A 24,640-nucleotide genomic window follows, 5' to 3' on the forward strand; every position below is an offset into this window, starting at 1 on the left:
CGCACCCAGGAGCGCGATGAAGCCACCGTTCGACAGGCTGGTCAGCCTGTCGCATGTGCACGATCCGGCGACCGCGCCGATCTTTCCCGGCGATCCGGAATTCCGAATTGACGTCGTCGCCACCGTGGCCGACGACGGCTACTACCTGCGGTACATCCAGCAGGGCGAGCACACCGGGACCCATTGGGGCGCACCGATCCACTTCCATGCCGACGGGCTCGCCGCCGACGAACTGGAACCCGCCGACCTGCTGCTGCCCGCCGTGCGCATAGACGTGCGCGAGCAGTGCGCGGCGGACCGCGATTACGCCGTCACGGTGGACGATCTGCGGCGGTGGGAGTCGCAGCAAGGCCGCATCCCGGACGGCGCCGCGGTGATCGCGTGGACCGGATGGGACGCCAAATGGGGTGGGCCGGAATTCGTCGGCACCGGCGAATCGGCAGGTCGCCAGCCGGGTTTCGCGGTCGAGACGATGGAATGGCTGCTGCGCACCGGGCGGCTCGGCACACGCGGCGCACTCGGCATCGACACCTTCGGCCCCGACCTCGGCGCCGACGACTCCTACACCGTCTCCAAGCTGCTCTACCGCGAGCGCCGGATCAGCCTGGAGTGCCTGGCGAATCTGGCGGAACTGCCGACGACGGGCGCGTGGATCCTGGTCGGCGGCCCGCTCTACCGTGGCGGATCGGGCTCACCGGCAACGATTTTCGCGCTGCTGCCCTGAATCGACCAGGACCCGTCGACTCAGGACCCGCCGTACACCTTCGGGTCGAGCGTGCCGATGTAGGGCAGGTCGCGGTAGCGCTCGGCGTAGTCGAGGCCGTAGCCGACGACGAACTCGTTCGGGATGTCGAAGCCCACGTGGGCGACCTCGACGTGGGTGCGCAGCGCGTCCGGCTTGCGCAGCAGAGTGACCACCTCGAGCGAGGCCGGGTTGCGGGTGGACAGGTTGCGCTTGAGCCAGGACAGGGTCAGGCCGGAGTCGATGATGTCCTCGACGATCAGCACGTTGCGGCCCGCGATGTCCTTGTCCAGGTCCTTCATGATCCGCACCACGCCCGACGACGAGGTGGACGAGCCATAGGAGGAGACGGCCATGAATTCCATCTGGGTCGGAATGGGCAGCGCCTTGGCCAGATCGGTCATGAAGAAGATCGCACCCTTGAGCACGCCAACAAGCAGCAAATCGCCCTCGGGTGCGTCGGCCGGATAGCGCTTGGCGATGAGCTCGGCCAATTCCTGCGTCTTGGCGGCGATCTGTTCCTCGGTGATCAGCACCGACGCGATGTCGTCCCCGTACACGTCAGTTGGTTTCCCTTCCTGTGCGCCGCTGGTTTCGATCGATCCCGCTCGGCATCAGTCACTTGCGCGGGCATCGGTCGTGTCCACGCAATGTCAGCCTGCCATGTTCGCGCGCCGCAACCAACCTCGTGTCCGGTGACCCGCCGCCGACGGCGACGCCGCCCTGCCCGCGCCACGCCGTCACCAGGGCGTCCACCGCACGTAAATGCTTGTCGGTCAGGTTTTTCGCACCGCTGTCCAACAGCCAGGACCGGATCGCCCTGCGGCGCAGCGCGGCGGGGGCAGTGGCGAGCGTCTCGATGGACAACGCCACCTCATCACCGACGGTCCCGGGCACCCTGGCAGCCTCCAGCAACTCATCGGCAAGCACGTCGAGCAGCGCGCCGTCCTCGCGCAGCTGCTCGGCGGTGCGGGCCAGCGCGGCCGCGACACCGCCGCCGAGCACGTCCTCGAGCAGGGGCAACGCCTCCGTGCGCAGCCGGACCCTGGTGAACTCGGGCGACAGGTTGTGCGGGTCCTCGTGTGGTGTGCGACCGAGGTCGGCGCACATCTGCCTGGTCGTGGCCCGCCGGATGCCGAGCAGGGGCCTGCCCCACGGTTCCGCGTAGGCCGCCATGCCGTGAATCGAGCGTCCGCCGGAACCGCGCGCGAGGCCGAGCAGCACCGTCTCGGCCTGGTCGTCGAGGGTGTGGCCGAGCAGGACGGGCGCACCCTCGCGGGCGGCGTCCAACGCCCGGTACCTGGCCGTCCTAGCCGCCGCTTCCACACCGCCCTCGACGCCGACGTCCACCGCGAGCACCCGGGCCGACCGGCAGCCGAGCGCGAGCGCCGCCGCCGCGGCGTCCGCCGCCACCTGCCCCGAGCCGTCTTGCAGGCGATGGTCGACGATCAGCGCGTGGACGTCCCCGATCTCGACGACCGCCGCGGCCGTCAGCGCGAGCGAGTCCGCCCCACCGGACAGGCCGACCGCGACCGCCGCACCGGCGGCCAGGTACTCCCCCGCCCAGGCCCGCACCGCGCGCCTGACCTCGAGCACCGCCGCGGTTTCCGGCAGCCTGCGCGGCTCGCCCGAACCAGGGTTGCCCGCGGTCGACCCGGTCGCCTCGCGCGGCCCGGGCGTCGCTCGTACGGCACGGCCCATGCCGAGGACATTACCCATCCTCTGCTCGACACGATGCCGGGACCGAAGCGCGAATCCGGCCGTTCACCCCGCGAAAAGCAAGCAGCACCGAAGTTTCCGTTCGCCGGGCCCCGATCGCGCGGCCTGCCCGGCGAACGCTCAGCCCAGCACGCGGGCGATCCAGCGGTCCGGGTTCTCGATCTCGTCCGGCAGGGGCAGGGTCTCGGGGTTCGTCCACACGACGTTGAACCGCTCCATGCCGACGCGGTCGACGACGTGATCGACGAAAGCCTTGCCACGGACGTACTGGGCGACCTTGGCGTCCACGCCGAGCAGGGCGCGCAGCAGGCGTTGCAGCGGGTTGGTCGGGCGCTTGCGGCGCTTGTCGAAGGCCGCGCGGATCTGCCCGACCGACGGGATGACACTGGGGCCGACGGCGTCCATCACGTGGTCGGCGTGGCCTTCGAGCAGGGTGCCGAGCATGAGCAGCCGATCGAGCGCCTCGCGCTGCGGCGGCGCCTGGGTGGCGCGCAGCAGACCGACCACGCCGCGGGTGGCCGGGTCGTCGTGCGCGGTGCCGCGGCGGCGGTCGCGCAGTTCGTCGACCAGTCGGCCCAGCATGTCGGCCACCGGCTCGTCGCCCACCTCGGAGAGGACATCGACATTGGTCCGCATGTAACCGGCCAGCCAAGGGGCGGAGGAGAACTGCACCCGGTGGGTCACCTCGTGCAGGCACACCCAGAAGCGGAAATCGCTCGGCGGGACGCCGAGCGCGCGCTCGACGGCCATGATGTTCGGCGCGACCAGCAGCAGCGTGCCGTCCGGTCCGGTGAAGGGGTCGTACTGGCCGAGGATCGCCGTGGAGAGGAAGGCCAGCATGGCGCCCGCCTGCACGCCGGCGGGTTTGCCCGCGAGCAGGCCGCGGCCGTGCGGATCGCCGCCGGTGCCGGTGAGCTGGGCCATGGAGTCGGCGGCCGCGCCGATCCAGCCGGGCCGGTCGACGATGCGCGCCGCGGGCACAGGCTGGTCGTCGAGCAGGCCGCTCACCTGGCGGACCGGAATCTCGGCCCGCACGGACGCCTCGGCCAATTCGGCGACTACCTGTTCGGCCGAATACCGCGAGGTGCGCGGCCCCGGCGGAACCAGGGCCGATCCGGTGCGGGCGGCCAGCCGCCAGTCGACGGCGCCGGACAACCCGGAGTGACGCCGCTGCGCCTTGCCGTCCGATACCGAATCGGCGAGAGCGGATTCGCGAGTATTGTCAGCGCCTTCGAACATGGTCAACCACCCGTCACGAGCATCCACAGTTGCGCAGCGTGCCTGCGATGGCGTCCAACGCGGGCCTGCTCACCTCCGGCGGCCGATCGTTCGACATCAACGCGAAGGCCAGCACCCGGCCATCCCGGTCGAGCACATACCCGACCAACGTGCTGGCCACCGTGAGAGTTCCGGTCTTGGCGCGCACCCACCCGGCGCCGCCCCTGTTCTGGGTGACGTACCGGCTGGCCAGCGAGCCCGTCGCGCCCGCGACCGGCAGATCGTCGAGCATCGGCGCCAGCGTGGCGGAGAGCTTGTCGCCCGCGGGCCGTGCCTTGGTGCCCGCGGGCGTGTCACCGGCCGACTGGGCCGCGGTGGCGACGATCTTGCCGAGCAGGCGCGCGGGGATGCGGTCGTCCGTCGAGAGTCCGCTGGTGTCGTGCATCACCACCCCGTTCGTATCGAAGCCCGCCTTCACCAGTGTGGCGGCCACGGCGGCGACCGCGCCGTCGAACGACGGTTCGTACCCGGTCGCCAGGGCGATTTCCCGGCCGATGGTCTCGGCGAGCACGTTGTCGGAGTGGACCATCATGTCGCGCAGCCGGTCACGCAGCGGCGCGGACTGCACGCTCGCCACCTCGGCCGCGTCCGGCGCGGCCTTGCCCGGGCGCACCCGGCCGGGGTCGAGCCCGAGTTCGGCGGCCAGCCTGCGTCCGGCGTCCAGCGCGGGCGTCGCGGTGCGCGGGGAGTACTCGACGAGCGGGTCGAGGCGGCCGCCGTCGATCATCACCGATTCGATCGGCGCGATGGAGCCGCCGGGGATGTCGGCGTCCTCCCAGCCCTTGGCCATGGTCGCGCCCGCGAAGGCGGTGGTGTCGACGACGATGGTGTCCACCGCGCTTCCGGAGAAGCGGATCTGCGCGACCAGGTCAGCCAGGCGCGGCCCGTTCGGGTAGTAGCCCTTGCCGTCGGCCTGCGCAGTGAGCGTCGGATCGCCGCCGCCGACCAGAACCAGTTCGCCGGGCGCCGCACCGGCGACCACCCTGGTGGCGACCCGCTGGTCCGGGGGCAGCGCGAGCAGCGCGGCCGCGGTGGTGAGGATCTTGGCGGTGGACGACGGGATCATCGGCGTGCCGGGATCCTGGCTCCACAGCGTGGTCCCGCTGTCGGCGTCGGTGACGATGCCCGCGAACGCGCCCAGATCCGGATTGCCCAGCGCGGGCCCGAGTGCGGCGACGACCCCGGCCGGACTGGGCGCGGGCGCGTCCGACGGCGCGGGCGCCACCTGTGGGAACGGCTCGACAAGGGCGGGCGGCGCGGCGACGGTCAGCCCACCGTGCCGGAATTCCGGCGTCCACGGCTCGATGACGACCAGCGCGCCCGCGGCGGCGATCAGCAGCACCGCGAGGGTGACCCCGAATCCCATCCATGTCCTGCGGCGTCGCCGCGCGGCCAAGTCACCGATATTCCTCTTGTTCCCACCAAACACGTGCCCGTCGTCTCCCTGACTCGGCTGACGCGCACCACCGTGGCGCATGCCCTTCGAAACCTCGGCCCCACCGATCACACTATCCTCGTTTCGCTACCGTTCCCCCGAACAACCTGGCGAGTCGGCGGTCGTGCCTGCTCGAGCCACCGGATGCAGCACAGAAGGAGATGGCGTGGAGTTCGACGTCACCATCGAGATCCCCAAGGGTTCTCGCAACAAGTACGAGGTCGATCACGAGACCGGGCGGGTCCGCCTCGACCGATTCCTCTACACCTCCATGGCCTACCCGGCCGACTACGGCTTCATCGAGAACTCGCTCGGCGAGGACGGCGACCCGCTGGACGCGCTGGTCCTGCTGCCCGACTCGGTGTTCCCCGGCGTGATCGTCGAGGCGCGTCCGGTCGCGATGTACAAGATGGAGGACGAGGCGGGCGGCGACGCCAAGGTGCTGTGTGTGCCCGCGGGCGATCCGCGCTGGGACCACATCCAGGACCTGGCCGACGTGCCGGAGTACGAGCTCTCGGCGATCAAGCACTTCTTCGAGCGCTACAAGGACCTGGAGCCTGGCAAGTTCGTGAAGGGTTCGGAGTGGGTCGGTCGCGCCGAGGCCGAAGCCGAGGTGGCGGCCTCCTTCAAGCGCCTGGAGGAGAAGGGCGGCCACTGAGCCACACGACGAAGGCGGGAGGTCCGTACGGACCTCCCGCCTTTTTCGTTGTCCCGCATCGTGCCGCCCCCGAACGCGAAGGGGGACGCCCGGCTTGTGCCGGACGTCCCCAGGAATCCGATCACGGTGCGGCAGCGCCGTTTACGGATGGTCTCGTGAGCCGTCAGTAGTAGATGTAGAGGTCCCAGCCGTCCCAGGCCTCGACGCACTCCCAGTAGTAGCCGCCGGTGCTGGGCGAGACGCCGTCGGCGCGGCAGGCTTCGAAGGTGGCGTAGGTGCCGATGTAGGTGGCGCCGTAACCCGCGGCCTGGTAGGTCGGCGCGGCGTTCGCCGTGGCAGCCGTCGACACCCCGGCGACGGCTGCGGTGGCAAGAAGGCCAGCGGCGAGGAAGGACTTGATTCGCATTTCACTGCTCCTGGAAAGCGAGGTTTGAAGTTGACTCCTCAAAAGGTAGGCGGGAAAACGACCGCGAACAGCCACCCCTAGGGTTCGATCACCCCAGCCCTCGGGCGATTCCACCTTCTCTACCCTTCGCGGCGTTTCCCCCGCTACGGCCGACCGGAGACGTACGCGACCGGAGGCCGAGGTAGTGCTGGCACTACCTCGCGGATCCGGTACGCACCACCGCGAATACGGGTGCGCGCGTCATAGGCGCGCCGAGCTCGCGTTCCTATGCTCGGAAACGCAAGGCGCACAAGCGTTGCGCCGCGCACTGAGGAGAGGAACGCACAGCTCATGACCGTTTTTCGACACAACGGCCTGCGCGCGGCCGCGGCCGGGATCTGTCTCGGCGCGCTGTTCGCCGCCGCGGCGTGCGCCACCGACACCGTGCCGGCCGACGCCGACCGTACCGTGGCGATTCAGCGGGCGCTGGACGCGACGGTGCACGGTGGCTTCCCCGGCGCGCAGGCGGTGCTCACCACCGATGCGGGCGACCGCACGGTTACCGCGGGCGTCGGCGATATCGCCATGAGCGCACCGTTTCCCGGTGACGCACGCGTGCGAATCGGCAGCAACACAAAGACATTCGTCGCTACGGTCGTGCTGCAACTGGTCGCCGAGGGCAAGGTCGAACTCGACGCGCCCGTCGAGCGGTACCTGCCCGGCGTGGTGCACGGCAGCGGCAACGACGGAAACCGGATCACGGTGCGGCAGCTGCTTCAGCACACCAGCGGCCTGCCCGACTACCTGGCCGGAGGCGATCCCGAACTGCGCGCCGAGCGCGGCACCGCGCAGCTGGAGGTCGACACCGAGGCAGTGCGCCTGCGGCGATACGACCCGGCCGAACTGGTGCGCCTGGCGATGACCATGCCGCCGAACTACGAGCCCGGCGCTCGCGCGGTGTACACCAACACCAACTACGTGCTGCTCGGCATGCTGATCCAGCAAACGACCGGACGCAGCGCGTCCGCCGAGATCACCGCGCGGATCATCGAGCCGCTCGGCTTGCGCGACACCTGGTTCCCCGCGGTGGGTGAGACCGGAATCCGCGGACCGCATCCCGTCGGCTACCACGAGATCGACGGCGTGCGCGCGGATTTCACCGACCTCGACCCCTCCTGGGCCGACGCCGCGGGCGCGATGATCGCGACCGGCGCCGACCTGAACCGCTTCTTCCGCGCGCTGCTGAACGGCAGGCTGCTGCCCGCCGCGCAACTCGACGAGATGCGGCGCACCGTGCCCTTCGACCGGATGCCGGAGGCCGGCTACGGATTGGGGCTCATCCACCTGCCGAATTCCTGTGGCAAAGAGGTGTGGGGACACGGCGGCAGCATCCCGGGATTCGAGACCCGCAACGGCGTCACCGCCGACGGGCTCGCGGTGACCGTCACCGTGAATCAGCTGCCGACCAGCGAAGAGACCGCCGAGTTGGTGCAGCGAGCGTTCGACGCCGCCGTGTGCTCGCGGTGATCCACGCCCGACGCCCTACCCGCACCGCGCCGCTCCCGGCGCTGAACGAAATCGGAGACTCCACAGTGCATCCCACGAAGGCGATCGCGGCCGCGACGGCCGTCCTCGCCGGATTCCTCATCGCCGCACCGGCATCCGCCGACGAGCGACTCGACCGCTTCCACGACCAGCAACTGTCGTGGCAGTCCTGCGACGACCCGCGACTCGATCCGCTGGGCGCGCAGTGTGCCGAGGTCACCGTCCCGCTGGATTACGCCGCACCCCAAGGGCAGACACTCACCGTCGTCGTTTCGCGCATCCCCGCCGCGGACCCGGCGCAACGGCGCGGGATCATGCTCTCGAACCCCGGCGGTCCCGGCGGCGCGGGCCTGGACGCCATGGTCGACGTCCGCGAAGCGATGACCGAGGAGGTGCGCGCCCGCTACGACCTCATCGGCATGGATCCGCGCGGCGTCGGCCGCTCCACCCCGGTGAATTGCCGCTGGCCGCGCGGGTTCGGCCTGCAATCGGCGGGCCTCGACGCCGCGAGCTACGCGGAATCCGTTGCGCAGCAGGCCGAGCTCGCGGCGCGGTGCGCGGCGAACGAGGGCGAGCGGCTGCGCCACATCACCACCCGCAACACCGCACGCGACATGGACGTCGTCCGCGCCGCCCTCGGCGAGGACCGGATCAGCTACTTCGGCACCTCCTACGGCACCTACCTCGGCGCGGTCTACACCCAGATGTTCCCGGAGCGCGGTGACCGCATCGTGCTGGACAGCGTGGCGGACCCGCACCGGTACGGCCCGGTCGGCATGATCCAGGACATGGGCCCGGCCAACGAGGCGGCCTTCGACCGATGGGCCGACTGGGCTGCGGGCCACGACGCCGAATATCGCTTCGGCGCCGACCGCGCCACCGTCCGTGCCACCGTGCTCGAGCTGGTCCGCCGCGCGAACGAGCGGCCCGTCCGGCTCGGCGAGTTCGAGCTGGACGACCACAGCATTCCCATGGTGCTGTTCCTCGGCCTCGACGATCCGCGGCAGTACCCGCAGGTGGCGAACCAGCTGCGCAGCATCCTCGACGCGGCCGCGGGCATGCCCGCGGAGCCGAGTCCGGAACTCGCCACCGTCCTCGCCTTCATGCTCGCCGCCCGGCCGGGCGACAACTCGGCGCAGATGGCGATCATGTGCGGTGACGTGGACGCCCCGCGCGACCAGAACTGGTACTGGCGCAATATCGAGGCGAGCAGGGCGAGTCAGCCGTTGTTCGGCGCGTTCGCCGACAACATCACGCCCTGCGCGTTCTGGCCGACGCCGATCGAAAGTCCCACCGCCATCGGCAATTCCGTGCCGAGCCTGATCGTGCAGGCCACCGGCGACACCCGCACCACGCACGGCGGGGCGCTCGCCATGCACCGCGCGCTGACCGGCTCGCGCATGGTCACCCTGCGGGACGTGCCGATCCACTCGATCTTCGGGCGGTACCCGAACGCCTGCGTCTACGCGGCGGTCAACACCTACTTCCGCGACGGCACGCTGCCCGAGAGCGACCTGATCTGTCAGGACGATCCTGGGCGGGCGTTGAGGTAGGCGAGCACGGCAAGCACCCTGCGGTGCCCGGCCTCGTCGGCGGACAGGCCGAGCTTGGCGAAGATGTTCCGAATGTGTTTGTGCACCGCGCCTTCGGTGACGACGAGCCGTTCGGCGATGGCCGGATTGGCGTGGCCCTCGGCCATCAGCGCGAGCACCTCCCGCTCCCGCGCGGTGAGCGCGGCGAGCGGGTCGTCGGCCCGGCGACGTACCAGCAGTTGCGAGATCACCTCGGGGTCCATCGCGGTGCCGCCCGCGGCGACGCGGCGCAGCGATTCCAGGAACCGGTCCACCTTGCCGACCCGCTCCTTGAGCAGATATCCGATGCCGCCCGCGCCGTCGCCGAGCAGTTCGGCGGCGTAGCTGTCCTCCACGTAGGACGAGAGCACCAGCACCGGTAGCCCCGGATGGATCGCGCGGGCGCGCACCGCGGCGCGCAACCCGTCGTCGGTGTAGGTGGGCGGGAGCCGGACGTCGACCACCACCGCGTCGGGCCGGTCGGCGGCGACGGCGGCCAGGAAGTCGTCGGCGTTGTCGACGGCCGCGGCCACCTCGATGCCCGCGGTGTTCAGCAGCAGCGCCAGACCCTCGCGAAGGAGGGCGTCGTCCTCGGCGATCACGACCCGCACGGCAGCTCCACGCGCACCACAGTAGGCCCACCGGGCGGACTGTCCAGCGTCATCCGGCCGTCGAGCGCCTCGGCCCGGCGCCGGATGCCTGCGAGTCCGCCGCCCTCGGCCGGCTCCGCCCCACCCACGCCGTCGTCGCCGACCTCGATGACAAGCAGTGCGGCCGTGCCGCCGAGGGTGATCGAAAGGCGTTCGGCCCGTGAGTGTTTGGTGGCGTTGGTGAGGGCTTCGGCGATCACGAAGTAGGCCGCCGCCTCCACCGCCATCGGGCGGCGGCCCGCGGATCCCACCTCGACGACGCACGGGATCGGGCTGCGCGCGGCCAGCGCCGAGACGGCGCTGGCCAGGCCACGGTCGGAGAGCACCGGCGGGTAGACGCTGCGCACCACGTCGCGCAGTTCGGCCAGCGCCGCGGCGGCGGTGTCCTGCGCGGTGCGCACCATGCCCGCGGCGGCCTCGGGGTCCCGCTCGCGCAGCTGCTCGGCCAGACCTAGCTGCATGATCACCGCCGCGATCCTGGCCTGCGCGCCGTCGTGCAGGTCCCGTTCGATGCGGCGCAGTTCGGCGCCGTGCGCGTCCAGCGCGGCGGCCCTGGTCGCGGTCAGTTCGGCGACCCGGTGGGCGAGCACCGCGCCCTCGTCGGGGGCGAGCAGCGCCCTGGCCGCCCGCGCTTGCGCCTCGGCGACTGCCGGGATGCGCAGCGCCAGCGCGCCGACGGGAATCGCGATCAGCAGGCTGAGCACCGTCCTCGGCCAGGAGTCGACCACGAAGCCGTAACTGGTGAGGGCGCCTTCGGGAAGCAGCCGCCAATACGCCGGAATCAGCGCCTGATTCACCGCACTCACCGGCAGCACTACCGCCAACGCGGCCAGCGGGAACCCGGTCAGCGCGTGCACCACCAGCCAGGCGAGGTCGCGCCGGTTGGCCGGATCGGCGACGAGCGTGGCGAGCCGCTCCCGCAGGTCACCGGTCAGCGGACGGTAGACCTGCTCGATCGGCGTGCCGAGTCGCGCCGCCGCCCTTCGCCTTTCGAACGCGGCCAGCGGCCGCAGCACCCGCGCCGCCTCGGGCAGCGCGGGTATCCCCACCCCGATCAGGCTCAGCACCGCCACGAGGAACAACCCCATCGCCCCGAACAGCGCGAACAGGCCGGTGACGCCGCCGATCACCAAGTAGCCGACGGCCGCGGGCAGTCGCCGCAGCCGTTCCGCAAAGCGGCGCCACCGGCCGTCGTTCACGAATCGGGCCCGTCGACGCCGCGCCGCGCGGGCTCGGGCCGCGCGCTCTGCTCCAGCGGCGGCTCCACGGTGGCGCCGCCCGGCAGCGGCAGGCCCGCTTGCTCCACCACGCGCGTCTCGGCCTGCATCGCCGATTCGGCCTTGTCGTTCGCCGCCTGGATGCCGCCGACCGTGCGCAGCGGCACCTCCTTCCAGAACAGCACCAGCACCAGCGCGACCAGCGCGAGGCCGGTGACCGCGAGGAACACCGTCGACATGGAGTCGGCGAAGCCCACCTGGAAGGGCCTGGCCAGCTCCGGGCTCAGCTGCTGGACGATCGAGCTGTCCCGCAGCACCTCCCCGGCGGCCGAAGTGTCCTGGGCGAGCAGGCCTTTCGCCAGCGCCGCGTCGGCCGGGTCGGCGCTCTGCACACCGGCGAGCACCGCCTGCCCGAACTTCGGGTCGCTCGCGGCGCTGCGCAGTTCGTCGGTGATGTTCGGCGTCAGCTGCGCGAACAGGATGGAGAGGAACACCGCGACGCCCAGCGTGCCGCCGATCTGCCGGAAGAAGGTGGCGGCCGCCGTCGAGACGCCCATGTCCTTGGGCGGCAGCGCGTTCTGCAACGCCAAGGTGAGCGGCTGCATGAGGTTGCCGAGGCCGAAGCCGGTGCAGCCCATGTAGAGCATGGCCAGCCACAAGGGGGTGTCCGCGTCGAGGAAGTGCAGCAGGAACAGGCCGAGGGTGAGCGTGCTCGCCCCGATGATCGGGAAGATCCGGTAGCGCCCGGTCCGCGAGATCAACTGGCCCGAGACGACCGAACCGACCATCATCCCCAGCACCATCGGCAGCATCTGCAGACCGGCCAGCGTCGGGCTCGCCCCGCGCACCACCTGGAGGTACTGCGGCAGCAGCGAGATACCGCCGAACATGGCCGCGCCGACCACGAACGAGATGACGACGCCCAGTGCGAAGGTCCTGTTCGCGAAGATCCGCAGCGGGATCAGCGCCGCGTCCTTCAGTCCCTTCTCGACCACGACGAATCCGGCGATGCCGAGCGCCCCGATCACGTAGCAGGTGAGCGAAGCAGCGCTGCCCCAACCCCATTCGCGCCCCTGTTCGGCGACGACGAGCAACGGCACCAGCCCGACGGCCAGTACCAGCACGCCCAACCAGTCGATCCGATTGGTCGAGTGCGGCTTCTTCGGCAGGCGCAGCACCCGCGACACCACCGCCAGCGCGACCAGACCCAAAGGCACGTTGACCAGGAACACCCAGCGCCAGCCGCTGACGCCGAGGATGGTGTCCTCTCCGGCGAGCACGCCGCCGAGCACCGGGCCGATCACGCTGGACGTGCCGAACACCGCGAGGAAGTACCCCTGGTAGCGGGCGCGCTCACGCGGGCTGACGATATCGCCGAGGATGGCCAAGGCCAGCGACATCAGACCGCCCGCGCCCATGCCCTGCACGGCGCGGAAGGCGGCCAGCTGGTACATCGACTGCGCGAACGTGCACAGCAGCGAACCGGCCACGAAGATGCTGATGGCCGCCATGAAGAAGGGCTTGCGGCCGAACATGTCGGACAACTTCCCGTACAGCGGCGTGGCGAGGGTGGCCGTGATCAGGTAGGCGGTGGTGGCCCATGCCTGCAGCGCATAGCCGTCGAGGTCGTCGGCGATGGTGCGGATCGCCGTCGAGACGATCGTCTGGTCCAGCGAGGCGAGCAGCATCCCGAGCATGAGCCCGCTGAGGATGGTCATGATCTGCCGGTGGCTGAACCCAACGGGCGACGCCACGGCGGTCGGCGCTGTCACGAATCGTTCTCCGTTCCACTGACCTTCGCGCCCACGTGCGGCAGGCTCGCGACCATCGCGGGCCGCGCGCGTTCGAAATCGTCGACGAACTGGCTCAGCAGGCCCGCGAACAGCGCCCGGTTCTCCGGCGTCCATTCGGCCATCACACGGGTGAGATTGTCGTGGCGGCGCCTGCGGATCTGCTCGGCCACCTCGCAGCCGCGCTCGGTCACCTCGAGCACCGTGGCGCGTCCGTCGGCGGGGTCGGCCGTCCTGCGGACCAGCTCCCGCTCGACCAGCTGGGCGACCTGACGGCTGATCGTCGACGCGTCCGAGTACACCGCCTCGGCCAGCGCGCCGGAGCGCATCGGGCCATCGCAGAGCAGCCGGAACAGCACCGCGAACACGGCAGGGTCCACGCCGTCCTTGGTATGGATCTGCAGGGCGGTCCTGTCCCGGATGCGCTGCAGCCGGGTGAGTTGCACCGCGATGGTGTCGATCGACAGGTCGTCCGTGTCCACGCGCCGCCACCTTTACTTGCGTCAATCAATTAGTTGTTTATCGCAAGTATGTCGGTGCGTGGACGGTCGGGGCAAACGAAATTGCCGGCGCGGGCGACCTTCGAGTCACGCCGGCGACCTTCGAACTGCTTCAGCGACCCTTGAACTGCGGATCGCGCTTCTCGAAGACGGCCTGGATGGCCTCGGTCAGGTCCTCCGAGGGCAGGAAGGCCGCGTTCCACGCCGACACGTAGCGCAGGCCCTCGGCCACCTCCGAGGCGCGCTTCTGGTCGAGCACGTCCTTCACGCCCTGCACCACCAGCGGCGGGTTGGCGGCGATCTCGCGGGCCATGGCGTGCGCCGCGTCCAGCACCGCGTCCTGATCCGGGAACACCTCGTTGACCAGGCCGATCTTCTCGGCGCGCGCGGCGTCGATGTCCTTGCCGGTGTAGGCGAGCTCGCGCAGGTGCCCCTCGCCGATGATGCCGGGCAGCCGGTGCAGCGAACCGATGTCGGCGACGATCGCGACCTTGGCCTCACGCAGGCTGAACTTGGCATCCGCGCTGGCCAGGCGGATGTCGACGGCCGCGATCAGGTCGAGGCCGCCACCGATGCACCAGCCGGAGATCGCCGCGATGACGGGCTTGGTGCACTCGGCCACCGCGGTGACCGAAGCCTGCATCCGCCGGATCTCCTTGAGGAAATCGGTGCGCGGGGCGGCCAGCGCCTTGTCGGCGAGCAGCGGACCGAAGGTGCCCGCCATGGCGGGCAGGTCGAGCCCGTAGGAGAAGTGCTTGCCCGAGCCGGTGAGCACGATGGCGCGCACCTCGGGATCCGCGTCGAGCTCGCGGAAGATCTCGGGAAGTTCCCGCCAGAAGTCCGGGCCCATCGCATTGCCTTTGCCGGGACCGGTCAGCGTCACCTGCGCGACGTGGTCCTTGGTCTCGACGGTGAAAGCCTGCCAATCAGTCATTTGTACAGCGTATACGCTCCGCGCCCGTCCGCTCCGGCGGATCCGCGGCGGCAGTGGGACGAGGCCCGGCGCGGTCTGTAAATCCTGTGCAAAACATCTGCATCGCACTGGTTCCCGCCTCGAAGAGAGGCGGATCATTGTCACGTCAGCAAACCAACGCACCGGGTTGGGAGGCAATCATGCTGATGCATCATGGAATCGGCCTCGACCGCTTCAACACCCTGTCGCACAATCGCGCCGTACACGCCATGTTCGAATGCTGCGGCAATGTCACCTGGGCGGTCACGCTCGCCGACGCGCGTCCCTATCCGGATCGGGACGCGCTGCTGGCCAAGGCCGACGTCGAGCTGCTCGCGCTCTCCCCCGACGATCTGGATCGCGCGCTGGAAGCCGTTGTCCACGAGGGGATCTCGCCCGGCGATCCGCATTGCGTCACCGAGCTGGCGCGGATAACGAGGGAGCGGATCACCACCATGCTCGGACCCGCCGAGGGCTATCCGGAGTACTGACCGATGCGCCGGCCCCGCGTACCGCCCGCAATCGCGCCCCGGCCACGGCCGGACGAAGTCCGTCGAGAATTCGCGCATGGCCGGAACGGAGCCGCCGGTCCGCTTACCCTGGATCCATGAGCAGGGCCCAGCTACCTCCGGTCGCCTGCCGAGTCGCGGACACACTGATCGCGCGCGGCCATCACGGCGTCATCCTCAGCCAGCCGACACCCACCCCCACCGCCGCCGACGCGGCGCGCGCCCTCGGAGTCGAGGTGGGCGCGATCATCAAATCGCTGGTGTTCCTGCTCGACGAAGACCCGGTGCTGCTGCTGGTCTCCGGCGCGCACCAGGTGGATCTGGAGCAGACCGGCGCGCGGCTGGAAGGCACGCTCACCCGCGCGTCCGCCGAATTGGTGCGCCAGGTGACCGGACAGCCTCTCGGCGGCGTCGCGCCGGTCGGGCATCCGGCGAACCTGCCCACCTGGGTGGACAATGCGCTGGCCAGGCACCCGGAGGTGTGGGCGGCTGGCGGGCATCCGAACACGCTGTTCCGCACGTCGTTCCGCGAGCTGATCCGGATCACCGCGGGCCTGCCCATCGATGTGGACTGAGTCTCACATCCTCCCGCGACCTGCGGGTTTCCCGGGCGAACGGCAATCGAACAACAATTGCCCGGCCCGGCGCGGGCGGATCGGGCGTAGCTTCGTCATGTGACCGAAGCACCGCCCCCGCCCACCGGCGTCCGGATCCCCGACGATCTGAGCGGAATCACCGCCGAGCAGTACCGCGCGTCCATGCGCCACTACCCGGCGGGTGTCACCGTGGTCACGCTCTGCTCCGAGAAGGGACCGGTCGGCTTCACCGCCACCTCGTTCGCCTCGCTCTCGCTGGAACCGCCGCTGGTGTCGTTCAACATCGCGCACACCTCGTCCAGCATGGCCGCGATGCTCGACGCCGATTCGGTGGTCATCCACTTCCTCGGCGAACACCAGCAGCACATCGCCAAGCGCTTCGCCCGCTCCGCCGAGGAGCGCTTCACCGACCGCTCCCTGTGGACCACCCTGGACACCGGCGAACCCGTCCTGCACGGCACCCCGATCTGGATCCGCGCCCTGGTCCAGCAGCTCATCCCCATCGGCGACCACACCTTCGTCGTCGGCCTGGTCACCCGGGTCCACGACAACACCGACGAAAAACCGGCCGCCGCACCGCTGCTCTACTACAACGGCCGCTACCACCGCCCGTCCTCGCTGGAGGACTGAGCGGATTCAGTCACCGTCCAACTCCTTGAACGCGACCTCCATCGGGAACGGACCCGTCAGTCGCAAGGCGTCCTGATGCGTTTCGGCGAGCCGATAGGTGCGACTCGCCCAGTCCAGTCGGTACTCCTGAACGATCTTCACGCGACGCTCGGCGTCGAGGTGCACCACCAGATAGAGCGGAATCCCCTCGTGCGCGTACTCGGCCCGCTTGTCGACGGTGTCGGTGTACTCCGAACCCGGTGACACGACCTCGACGACCAGCAGCGCGTCGGCGGTGGTGAGCTTGCGGTCCTCCTCGACGCACCGGTGCAGTACCACATCGGGCCTGCGGAAGGAGAACCCAGGACTACCCGGCCTGCCGTTGACGTAGTGCATCTCGAAATCGGTGACGACTCCGGTGCACGGTTCGGCCGGGCGCGCCCGCTCCAAAGCGTTGGCCAGCCGCCGAGCCACATTGTTGTGCTGGAAACTGCCACTGCGGCAGAAGATGACATGACCGTCGAGCACTTCGATCTGACGCTGCACATCCTCCGGCAGCGCGTCGTAGCCCGCCTCGGTGATGAGCAACGCACCCGGATCGGTCGCCCACGCAGGCAGATTGCTCATGCCTGCGCCTCGCTGACGCTCGGCTCCGGCATGCGCATAGCGCGCTGGCACATGATTCGCTCACTCCGTTCGCTCAACGGCCAACCTCAGGTCGGGAAACGGTCTCGCCGATACTATCCCGCCGAGACCGCTCCCAACCGGCCGCGAAGCCGCGCCGCAGCGCCCCTAGGCGACGAGGCAGGGGGCGGCGCCGGTGGCGGGGTCGGCGGTGAAGGGTCGGGTTTCGGGGTCGGGGTTCCAGAGGCCGTCGGTCTGGGCGTAGTTCCAGGAGGGGCCGTGGTGGACGAGGGTGGCGACGGCGGCGACGAGGCGGTCGACGTCGGCGGAGGTGGTGCCGAGGCCGATGCTGGCGCGCAGCGCGCCGTCGAGGCCGAGGCGGGCGAGCAGCGGGTGCGCGCAGAAGCGACCGTCGCGCACGCCGATGGCGTGCTCGGCCGAGAGATAGGCGGCGACGTGACCGGGCGCGAAACCGGCGACGGTGAAGGCCACGATGCCGACCGAGTCGGGGCCGTCGGACCAGATGCGCAGCGTCTCGACGCCGGGGATGGCACACAATCCGTCGCGCAGACGGTCGGCGAGCAGGCGCTCGTGGGCGGTCAGCGTCTCCGGGCCGATCGCGGCGAGCGCGTCGCAGGCGGCGGCGAGCGCGGCCACGCCGAGCACGTTCGGCGAACCCGCCTCGTGGCGTTGCGGCGCGGGCGCCCACTCGGTGCGCTCGGCGCTCACCGCGCGGACCGCGCCGCCGCCCGCGAGATAGGGCTCGGCCTTGTCGAGCCAGTCGCGGCGGCCGACGAGCACGCCCGCACCGAACGGGGCGTACAGCTTGTGGCCCGAGAAGGCGAGGTAGTCGATCCCCTTTTCGCGCAGACTGATTCGCCGGTGGGGGGCGAGCTGGGCCGCGTCGACCAGAATGCGCGCGCCGCACTGGTGCGCGATGTCGGCCAGCCGCTCCAGCGGCAGCACCTCGCCGGTGACATTCGACGCCCCGGTGACCGCCAGCAGCGCAGCGGGCTTGCTGCACAGCTCGGCCACCAGCGACCGGATGGTCTCGGCGACGGTGTCGGCGGCGCGCACCACGCGGCGACCGTTTCGCGTCCAGGGCAGGAAGTTGGCGTGATGCTCGATATCGAGCACCACCGTGTCACCGGGCACACACGCGGCGAGCAGGTTCAGCGAGTCGGTGGTGTTGCGGGTGAACACCACCACCTGATCGTCGGCGGCGTCGAGGAAACGGGCGACCGAACCGCGCGCGGCCTCGTAGCACTCGGTGGAGATGCGGGAGGCGTAGCCCGCGCCGCGGTGCACGCTGGCGTAGTAAGGCAGCAGCCGCTGAATCCGGTCGGTGACCGGGGCCAGCGCGGGCGCGCTGGCGGCGTAGTCGAAGTTGGCGTAGGTGCGGGTTCCGCCCTGGACGAGCGGCACCGGCAGGTCGTCACCCGACACGCGGGCGAGGGCGGCACAGGTCTGGCCCACAACAGCAGTCATCACGTGATCCCGTCGGGTCAGGGACTCGCAATCGGGAGATTCGCCGAGTCCGCGCTTGCCGCGCCCGGTCGGACGGCGGCCAGGTCGTCACCCGGAGCACCCCACCGCGGAGGAGGGTTGCCGACCAGCTAGCCGGGGCTTTGCGCTGATACTCGTGACCTGTTCCGAGACTGACAGACCGCCCGCCGCTCTGTCAACCGCCGGATTTCGCGGCCGAAAGTCGGTTGCGCCGGGCAGCGAACTGCGTTCCACTCGAGGGGTGACGCCCTCCCTGCTGATCGGCTTCGTCGGCTTGTGCGTCCTGCTGTCGCTCACGCCGGGGCCGGATTCGTTTCTGGTGCTACGCTTTTCGATCGTGGACGCCCGTCCCGGCATCGCCGCGGCGGTGGGTTCGGCGCTCGGTGGCCTGGTGTGGGCGGTGATGGTGGCCGCGGGGGTCGCCGCACTGCTGGAGCAGTCCGCGACGGCATATCGCGCGCTGAAAGTCGTCGGCGGAATCTATTTGGTGTACTTGGGAATTCGCACGCTGGTGGAGTTGCGCAAGCGACGGGCGCGCTCCGATGCCGAGCTCGATTCCGGCGCGTCGGCAGGCGGCGCGAAAGCCGGTGCGCCGACGGTTCGCTCGGCGTTCACGGCGGGCGTCGTCTCGTGTCTGTTCAATCCCAAGGTCGGCCTGTTCTACCTGGCCGTGCTGCCCCAGTTCATGACCGAAGTCACGTTCCTGAACACCCTCGCGCTCGGCGCGGTCGAATGCACCGTCGCCGCCGTCGAAATGATCCTGCTCGCCCTGCTCGCCTCCCGCGCGGTGGCGTTCTTGCGCAGCCCGAAGGTCAGCGATCGGCTCGAGCAGGCCAGCGCGGGCATTCTGACCGCGCTCGGTCTCGGGACCGCGGCCTCGGCGGCCTAGCGACGTGCCGATCGCAGGCACACCGCGCGCCGCTGCCGCGCCCGGGGATTCACCGATACCGCGGGTACCGTGGTCAGTTGGTCACCGTGGCGTTTGCCAATCGGTAACCCTCATGTGAAACAACCGTCGGGAAATGCAAGGCAGGTCTATGAGAGGTGGGCCGGACGTGATGCTCCAGCCGCAGGTAGAAGCCGCGGCGGGCGAGAGCCCGACGACCGGAAGGTCGCAGTCCGACCCCCTGCTGCGTGGCGCGGCAACGCCCCCGCCGCGGACTCTCGTCGACATCCTGACGGCGACCGCGCACACCCATCCCGACGCGCACGCCCTCGACGACGGCGAGATCCTGATCACGTATCGCGAACTGCTCGCCGCGATCGAGGCCCGCGCGGCCGAGCTGTCCGCGGCAGGCGTGCGCGCCGGCGACCGAGTCGGCGTCCGAATGCCCTCGGGCAGCAGCGATCTCTACGTCACGATCCTGGCCGTGCTGTGGGTGGGCGCGGCGTACGTCCCCGTCGACGCCGACGATCCCGACGAGCGGGCCCGGCTGGTCTTCGGCGAGGCGCGAGTCAGCGCCGTCGCCACCGCCGACGGTATTCGCTCCGGCACCGAAACAACTACCACCGCAAAGCAATCCGATATCGCGCCACCCAGCCCCGAAGACGACGCCTGGATCATCTTCACCTCCGGCTCCACCGGCACTCCGAAGGGCGTGGCGATCACCCACCGCAGCGCCGCCGCCTTCGTCGACGCCGAGGCGCGACTGTTCCTGCGGGACGCGCCGATCGGGCCCGGCGACCGGGTGCTCGCCGGTCTCTCGGTCGCCTTCGACGCCTCCTGCGAGGAGATGTGGCTGGCCTGGCGGCACGGCGCCTGCCTGGTGCCCGCGCCGCGCGCGCTGGTGCGCACCGGCGCCGATCTCGGCCCCTGGCTGGTTCGCCGCGAGATCAGCATCGTCTCGACGGTGCCGACGCTGGCCGCCACCTGGCCCGCCGAGGCGCTGGAACCGGTCCGGCTGCTGATCTTCGGCGGCGAGGCCGTGCCGCCGGAACTCGCCGAACGCCTTGCGGGCAACGCGGATTCGGTGCGCGAGGTGTGGAACACCTACGGCCCCACCGAGGCGACCGTCGTGGCGTGCGCGGCACTGCTCACCGGCGAGCCGCCGATCCGCATCGGACTGCCCTTGGACGGCTGGGATCTGGCCGTGGTCGACGCGCAGGGCAACCCCGTCGGCGAGGGCGAATCCGGCGAACTCGTCATCGGCGGCGTCGGTCTCGGCCGCTATCTCGATCCGGCCAAGGACGCCGAGAAGTACGCTCCGCTCGCCACGCTCGGCTGGGAACGCGCCTACCGCAGCGGCGATCTGGTCCGCAACGAGCGCGCCGGTCTCGTCTTCCTCGGCCGCGCCGACGACCAGATCAAGCTCGGCGGCCGCCGCATCGAACTCGGCGAGATCGACAACGCGCTCCAGCATCTGCCCGGCGTCACCGGCGCGGCCGCCGCGATCCGAACCACCAAGGCGGGCAACAAGATCCTGATCGGCTATCTCACCGGGCCGGACGGCGATTTCGACGTGCACGCCGCGCGCGAGCTGCTCGCCGACCAGCTGCCCGCACCGCTGGTGCCGCGCCTCGCGGTGGTCGGGGAACTGCCGACCCGCACGTCGGGCAAGGTCGATCGCGACGCGCTGCCGTGGCCGCTGCCCAAGGCCGCGCCCGTCGAATCCGACGACGACGGTCTCTCCCCCACCGCGCGCTGGGTCGCCGGACTGTGGGACGCCATCCTCGGCGCCGAGGCGACCGGTCCCGATACCGATTTCTTCGACCTCGGCGGCGGCTCCCTCGCCGCCGCCCAGTTGGTCACCGCGCTGCGCGAGCGCTATCCACGCATCGCCGTCGCCGATCTCTACGACCACCCGCGCCTCGGCGCGCTCGCCGACCTGCTCGATGCCAGCGCACCGGCCGCCGCGGTCGAGGAACGCACGGTGCGTCCCACCCCGCGCCTGGCCCAGTGGGTGCAAGTGCTCGCCACGGTGCCGCTGACCACCCTGACCGGCTTGCAGTGGCTGACCTGGCTGGCCATCGTCGGCAATGTCGCGGCCTGGTCGGGATCGCTGCCCTGGCTGCCCCGGCTGTCCTGGTGGTGGGCGCTGATCGCGTTCCTGCTGTTCATCACCCCGCCCGGCCGGATGGCGCTGTGCGTGGCGGGATCGCGCGCCCTGCTGCGTGGCATCACGCCCGGCAGCTATCCGCGCGGCGGCTCGGTGCACCTGCGGCTGTGGGCGGCGGTGCGGCTGTCCGAGGCGAGCGGCGCGGAGAACCTGTCCGGCGCACCGTGGATGGTGCCCTTCGCGCGGGCGCTCGGCGCGCGCATCGGCAAGGGCGTCGACCTGCACACGCTGCCGCCGGTGACCGGGATGCTCGAACTGGGCGACGGGTGCAGCGTGGAACCCGAGGTCGACCTCTCCGGCTACTGGATCGATGGCGATCTCGTGCACATCGGCCCGATCGTCATCGGGCAGGGCGCGGTGATCGGCGCGCGCTCGATCCTGCTGCCCGGCACGAAGATCGGCAAGAACGCCGAGGTCGCCCCGGGCTCCGCGGTCTCGGGCAAGGTGAAGGCCGAGCAGGAATGGGCGGGCTCCCCCGCGGTGAAGGTCGGTCGCGCGCGGCACCGCTGGCCCGCGCAAAGACCGGCGCGCGCCCCGCACTGGGTCGTGATCTTCGGCATCACCTCGATGGCGCTCGCCGCCCTCCCGATTCTCGGTCTCGGCGCGGGCGGCGCGTTCCTGGCCTGGTGGGTGCGGGAAACCGTGACGCTCACCGGCGGACTGGTCCGCGCCTTCGCGATGCTGCCGGTGGCCATGCTGGTCACGCTCGGCGTGTACGCGGCGGCGACCGTCGTCCTCGTGCGCCTGTTCGCCATCGGGCTGACCGAGGGCTACCACCCGGTGCGCAGCCGCGTCGGCTGGCAGGCCTGGGCCACCGAACGGCTGCTCGACGCGGCCCGCAATTTCCTGTTCCCGCTCTACGCCAGCCTGCTGACGCCGCTGTGGCTGCGCCTGCTCGGCGCGAAGGTCGGCAAGCACGTCGAGGCGTCGACCGTGCTGCTGCTGCCGAAGTTCACCACGGTCGCCGACGGCGCGTTCCTCGCCGACGACACCATGATCGCGAGCTACGAACTCGGCGGCGGCTGGCTGCGCATCGGCGAGGCCAAGGTCGGCAAGCGCGCCTTCCTCGGCAACTCGGGCATGACCGCGCCGGGCCGCAGGGTGCCGAAGAACGGTTTGGTCGCCGTGCTCTCGGCCGCGCCGTCCAAGGCCAAGGCGGGCTCCTCGTGGCTCGGCAGTCCGCCGGTGCGGCTGCGCCGCGCCTCCGAAACCGCCGACACTCGCCGCACCTTCGATCCGTCGTGGCGGCTGCGCGTGGCGCGGGCCGTGGTGGAGACGTGCAGGCTCGTCCCGGTGCTCGTCACCTTCGGCATCGGGCTGGGCGTGCTCTTCGCGCTGGCCTGGCTGGCCCAGCGGATCGGTCATTTGCCCACCGCCCTGCTCAGCGGTGTCGTGCTGTTGGTCGCGGGCGCGGTGGCTTGCGGCAGCGCCGTGGCCGCGAAGTGGTTGCTGGTCGGCCGGATCCGGGCCGAGGAGCACCCGCTGTGGAGCTCGTTCGTGTGGCGCAACGAGGTCTCGGACACGTTCGTGGAAATGGTCGCCGCGCCCTGGTTCGCCCGCGCGGCGACCGGAACGCCGGTGCTGAATCTCTGGCTTCGCGCACTCGGCGCGCGCATCGGTCGCGGGGTATGGTGCGAGTCCTACTGGTTACCTGAGGCGGATTTGGTGACACTCGGCGACGGCGCCACGGTGGAGCGTGGCTGCGTGGTGCAGACCCATCTGTTCCACGATCGAATCATGGCCATGGACACCGTCACCCTCGGCGCGGGCGCCACCCTCGGGCCGCACTGCGTCGCCCTTCCCGCCGCCGGACTCGGCGCGGGCGCGACGGTCGGCCCTGCCTCGCTCGTCATGCGCGGCGACACGGTGCCCCCGTCGACCAGGTGGTGGGGCAACCCGATCGCACCGTGGACCCGGCGCACGGACGACCCCGGCGAGGAGGGCTGATGGGTGAGAAGTTCTACGCGGCCCCCATCGACGACTACCTGCCACAGAACGGCAACCGGGGCTATCGCGTCTCGCGGTACGAGCTGGAACTGGTCTACAAGGTCGCCAGCAATCGGCTGACCGGCCGCGCCGAGATCACCGCGGTCACCACCGCGGTCCAGCCGCGCTTCGGTCTGGATCTCTCGCAGGCGCTGACCGTGTCGAAGGTGTTCGTGAACGGCGCCAAGGCCGGCAAATACGTGCACCAGCACGGCAAGCTCGTCGTCACGCCGCAGCAGCGGATTCCGGCGGGCGGCGTGCTCTCGGTGGTCGTCCAGTACGCGGGCGTACCGAAGCCGGTGCGCGGGCCCTGGGGCGAGGTCGGCTGGGAGGAGTTGTCCGAGGGCGCGCTGGTGGCCAGCCAGCCCAACGGCGCGGCGTCCTGGTTTCCCTGCGACGACCACCCCAGTTCCAAAGCCAGCTACCGCATTTCGGTGACCACCGACAGCCCGTACTACGCGCTCGCCAACGGCACCCTGGTGCGCAAGCAGACCAAGGCGAGCCAGACCACCTGGGTGTACGAACAGCCGGAGCCGATGTCGAGCTACCTGGCCACCATCCAGATCGGGCCGTACCGCAAGTACCGCGTCGGCGCGGTGCACGGACCGGTGCCGATGCACGCGATCGTGCCGCCCCGGCTACGCGCGGAGTTCGAGCACGACTTCGCGCGGCAAGGGCGGATGATGGAGGTCTTCACCGAACGGTTCGGCCCGTACCCGTTCGGCGGGTACACGGTGGTGATCACCGACGACGACCTGGAGATCCCGATCGAAGCCCAGGGCATCTCGGTGTTCGGCGCCAACCACTGCGACGGCCGCCGCGGCTCCGAACGGCTGGTCGCGCACGAACTGGCGCACCAGTGGTTCGGCAACAGCCTGACCTTGCGGCAGTGGCGCGACATCTGGCTGCACGAAGGCTTCGCCTGTTACGCGGAATGGATCTGGTCGGAGGCATCGGGAGGGCCCTCCGCCGATCAACTCGCCCGCGCCGCCCGGCACAACCTGGCGAGAGAACCGCAGGACATCGTCATCGGGGACCCGGGGCCCAGGCACATGTTCGACGACCGGGTGTACAAGCGCGGCGCGCTCACCTTGCACGCGCTGCGCCTCGAACTCGGTGAGCCCGGCTTCGCCGACCTGCTGCACGAATGGGTGCGGCGCTATCGGCATTCCTCGGTCACCACTGAGGAGTTCACCGATCTGGCCGGGCACTACAGCCTGGTGCCGCTGCGCCCGCTGTGGGACAGCTGGCTGCGCGACGAACCGCTGCCCCAGCTGCCGCCCCTCGGTGGGCAGGCCGGCGCGCGCTGAGC

General features: G+C 70.6%; 22 protein-coding genes and 1 riboswitch. Of the genes, 10 read left to right on the forward strand and 12 right to left on the reverse strand.

Translation table 11 applies throughout. From position 1 onward, the window contains the following. Window positions 1-16 precede the first annotated feature (16 nt). Complete coding sequence (locus AC3ERS_RS13970) at window positions 17-724, forward strand: cyclase family protein (protein WP_431967340.1); 708 nt, start codon at window positions 17-19, stop codon at window positions 722-724. Between the two features lie 20 nt (window positions 725-744). On the opposite strand, the gene hpt is transcribed toward AC3ERS_RS13970, so the two are convergent. The 4 genes from hpt to dacB all read right to left on the reverse strand — a co-directional run bounded on the left by hpt (window position 745) and on the right by dacB (window position 5,105). After that, entirely contained in the window at window positions 745-1,302 is a 558-nt protein-coding gene (hpt, locus tag AC3ERS_RS13975) for a hypoxanthine phosphoribosyltransferase (protein WP_431967342.1), read from the reverse strand. Between the two features lie 58 nt (window positions 1,303-1,360). Next, complete coding sequence (gene tilS / locus AC3ERS_RS13980; protein ID WP_431967344.1) at window positions 1,361-2,443, reverse strand: tRNA lysidine(34) synthetase TilS; 1,083 nt, start codon at window positions 2,441-2,443, stop codon at window positions 1,361-1,363. Between the two features lie 138 nt (window positions 2,444-2,581). Further along, window positions 2,582-3,700, reverse strand: a complete 1,119-nt coding sequence (locus AC3ERS_RS13985; RefSeq protein ID WP_431967346.1) for a zinc-dependent metalloprotease — start codon at window positions 3,698-3,700, stop codon at window positions 2,582-2,584. A gap of 13 nt (window positions 3,701-3,713) precedes the next feature. Then, a complete protein-coding gene (gene dacB, locus AC3ERS_RS13990) occupies window positions 3,714-5,105 on the reverse strand; it encodes a D-alanyl-D-alanine carboxypeptidase/D-alanyl-D-alanine endopeptidase (RefSeq protein ID WP_431967348.1) in 1,392 nt (463 codons plus the stop codon). Window positions 5,106-5,340: 235 nt separating this feature from the next. Between dacB and AC3ERS_RS13995 the strand changes: the two genes are divergently transcribed. Continuing rightward, a complete protein-coding gene (locus AC3ERS_RS13995; RefSeq protein ID WP_431967350.1) occupies window positions 5,341-5,832 on the forward strand; it encodes an inorganic diphosphatase in 492 nt (163 codons plus the stop codon). A 163-nt stretch (window positions 5,833-5,995) separates the two neighbouring features. Here AC3ERS_RS13995 and AC3ERS_RS14000 read toward each other — a convergent pair whose 3' ends face one another. Continuing rightward, window positions 5,996-6,238: a hypothetical protein gene (locus AC3ERS_RS14000; protein ID WP_431967352.1), complete on the reverse strand. Its 243-nt coding sequence runs from the start codon at window positions 6,236-6,238 to the stop codon at window positions 5,996-5,998. Window positions 6,239-6,568: 330 nt separating this feature from the next. On the opposite strand from AC3ERS_RS14000, the gene AC3ERS_RS14005 reads away from it, so the two are divergent. Together AC3ERS_RS14005 and AC3ERS_RS14010 are read left to right on the forward strand one after the other, a co-directional pair. Continuing rightward, window positions 6,569-7,744 (forward strand): serine hydrolase domain-containing protein, encoded by a 1,176-nt coding sequence (locus AC3ERS_RS14005; protein WP_431967354.1) that lies wholly within the window; start codon window positions 6,569-6,571, stop codon window positions 7,742-7,744. Window positions 7,745-7,809: 65 nt separating this feature from the next. After that, window positions 7,810-9,315 (forward strand): alpha/beta hydrolase, encoded by a 1,506-nt coding sequence (locus AC3ERS_RS14010; RefSeq protein ID WP_431967356.1) that lies wholly within the window; start codon window positions 7,810-7,812, stop codon window positions 9,313-9,315. On the opposite strand, the gene AC3ERS_RS14015 is transcribed toward AC3ERS_RS14010, so the two are convergent. The 5 genes from AC3ERS_RS14015 to AC3ERS_RS14035 all read right to left on the reverse strand — a co-directional run bounded on the left by AC3ERS_RS14015 (window position 9,285) and on the right by AC3ERS_RS14035 (window position 14,424). Continuing rightward, window positions 9,285-9,944, reverse strand: coding sequence for a response regulator (locus AC3ERS_RS14015; protein WP_431967358.1), 660 nt, complete (start codon window positions 9,942-9,944; stop codon window positions 9,285-9,287). The two genes, AC3ERS_RS14010 and AC3ERS_RS14015, sit on opposite strands and share 31 nt — an antisense overlap. After that, window positions 9,932-11,182 carry a sensor histidine kinase gene (locus AC3ERS_RS14020; protein WP_431967360.1) on the reverse strand — a complete coding sequence of 417 codons (1,251 nt, stop codon included), beginning with the start codon at window positions 11,180-11,182 and terminating at the stop codon, window positions 9,932-9,934. Before AC3ERS_RS14020 ends, AC3ERS_RS14015 begins: the two co-directional genes overlap by 13 nt. After that, complete coding sequence (locus AC3ERS_RS14025) at window positions 11,179-12,918, reverse strand: MDR family MFS transporter (protein WP_431967451.1); 1,740 nt, start codon at window positions 12,916-12,918, stop codon at window positions 11,179-11,181. Before AC3ERS_RS14025 ends, AC3ERS_RS14020 begins: the two co-directional genes overlap by 4 nt. 50 nt (window positions 12,919-12,968) lie before the next feature. Then, window positions 12,969-13,472 carry a MarR family winged helix-turn-helix transcriptional regulator gene (locus AC3ERS_RS14030; RefSeq protein ID WP_431967362.1) on the reverse strand — a complete coding sequence of 168 codons (504 nt, stop codon included), beginning with the start codon at window positions 13,470-13,472 and terminating at the stop codon, window positions 12,969-12,971. A 130-nt stretch (window positions 13,473-13,602) separates the two neighbouring features. After that, entirely contained in the window at window positions 13,603-14,424 is an 822-nt protein-coding gene (locus tag AC3ERS_RS14035) for a crotonase/enoyl-CoA hydratase family protein (protein ID WP_431967364.1), read from the reverse strand. Window positions 14,425-14,603: 179 nt separating this feature from the next. Between AC3ERS_RS14035 and AC3ERS_RS14040 the strand changes: the two genes are divergently transcribed. From AC3ERS_RS14040 to AC3ERS_RS14050, 3 genes are all read left to right on the forward strand, one after another. Beyond that, complete coding sequence (locus AC3ERS_RS14040; protein WP_431967366.1) at window positions 14,604-14,933, forward strand: 2-oxo-4-hydroxy-4-carboxy-5-ureidoimidazoline decarboxylase; 330 nt, start codon at window positions 14,604-14,606, stop codon at window positions 14,931-14,933. 116 nt (window positions 14,934-15,049) lie between these two features. Beyond that, complete coding sequence (locus AC3ERS_RS14045) at window positions 15,050-15,526, forward strand: YbaK/EbsC family protein (RefSeq protein WP_431967368.1); 477 nt, start codon at window positions 15,050-15,052, stop codon at window positions 15,524-15,526. A gap of 183 nt (window positions 15,527-15,709) precedes the next feature. Further along, the gene (locus AC3ERS_RS14050; RefSeq protein WP_431967453.1) at window positions 15,710-16,177 is read left to right on the forward strand and encodes a flavin reductase family protein; all 468 of its coding nucleotides are present in this window, start codon (window positions 15,710-15,712) and stop codon (window positions 16,175-16,177) included. Between the two features lie 6 nt (window positions 16,178-16,183). Here AC3ERS_RS14050 and AC3ERS_RS14055 read toward each other — a convergent pair whose 3' ends face one another. Together AC3ERS_RS14055 and AC3ERS_RS14060 are read right to left on the reverse strand one after the other, a co-directional pair. Then, entirely contained in the window at window positions 16,184-16,783 is a 600-nt protein-coding gene (locus tag AC3ERS_RS14055) for a Uma2 family endonuclease (protein WP_431967370.1), read from the reverse strand. Between the two features lie 165 nt (window positions 16,784-16,948). Further along, a complete protein-coding gene (locus AC3ERS_RS14060; RefSeq protein ID WP_431967372.1) occupies window positions 16,949-18,268 on the reverse strand; it encodes an aminotransferase class V-fold PLP-dependent enzyme in 1,320 nt (439 codons plus the stop codon). 46 nt (window positions 18,269-18,314) lie between these two features. Further along, window positions 18,315-18,428: riboswitch (SAM riboswitch) on the reverse strand. 99 nt (window positions 18,429-18,527) lie between these two features. Between AC3ERS_RS14060 and AC3ERS_RS14065 the strand changes: the two genes are divergently transcribed. The 3 genes from AC3ERS_RS14065 (at window position 18,528) to AC3ERS_RS14075 (ending at window position 24,638) form a co-directional block, all read left to right on the forward strand. Then, window positions 18,528-19,175 (forward strand): LysE family translocator, encoded by a 648-nt coding sequence (locus AC3ERS_RS14065; protein WP_431967374.1) that lies wholly within the window; start codon window positions 18,528-18,530, stop codon window positions 19,173-19,175. A gap of 148 nt (window positions 19,176-19,323) precedes the next feature. Continuing rightward, complete coding sequence (locus AC3ERS_RS14070; RefSeq protein WP_431967376.1) at window positions 19,324-23,289, forward strand: Pls/PosA family non-ribosomal peptide synthetase; 3,966 nt, start codon at window positions 19,324-19,326, stop codon at window positions 23,287-23,289. Continuing rightward, window positions 23,289-24,638, forward strand: a complete 1,350-nt coding sequence (locus AC3ERS_RS14075; protein WP_431967378.1) for a M1 family metallopeptidase — start codon at window positions 23,289-23,291, stop codon at window positions 24,636-24,638. Before AC3ERS_RS14070 ends, AC3ERS_RS14075 begins: the two co-directional genes overlap by 1 nt. The last annotated feature ends 2 nt before the right edge of the window (window positions 24,639-24,640 follow it).

The organism is Nocardia sp. bgisy134 (assembly GCF_057708325.1).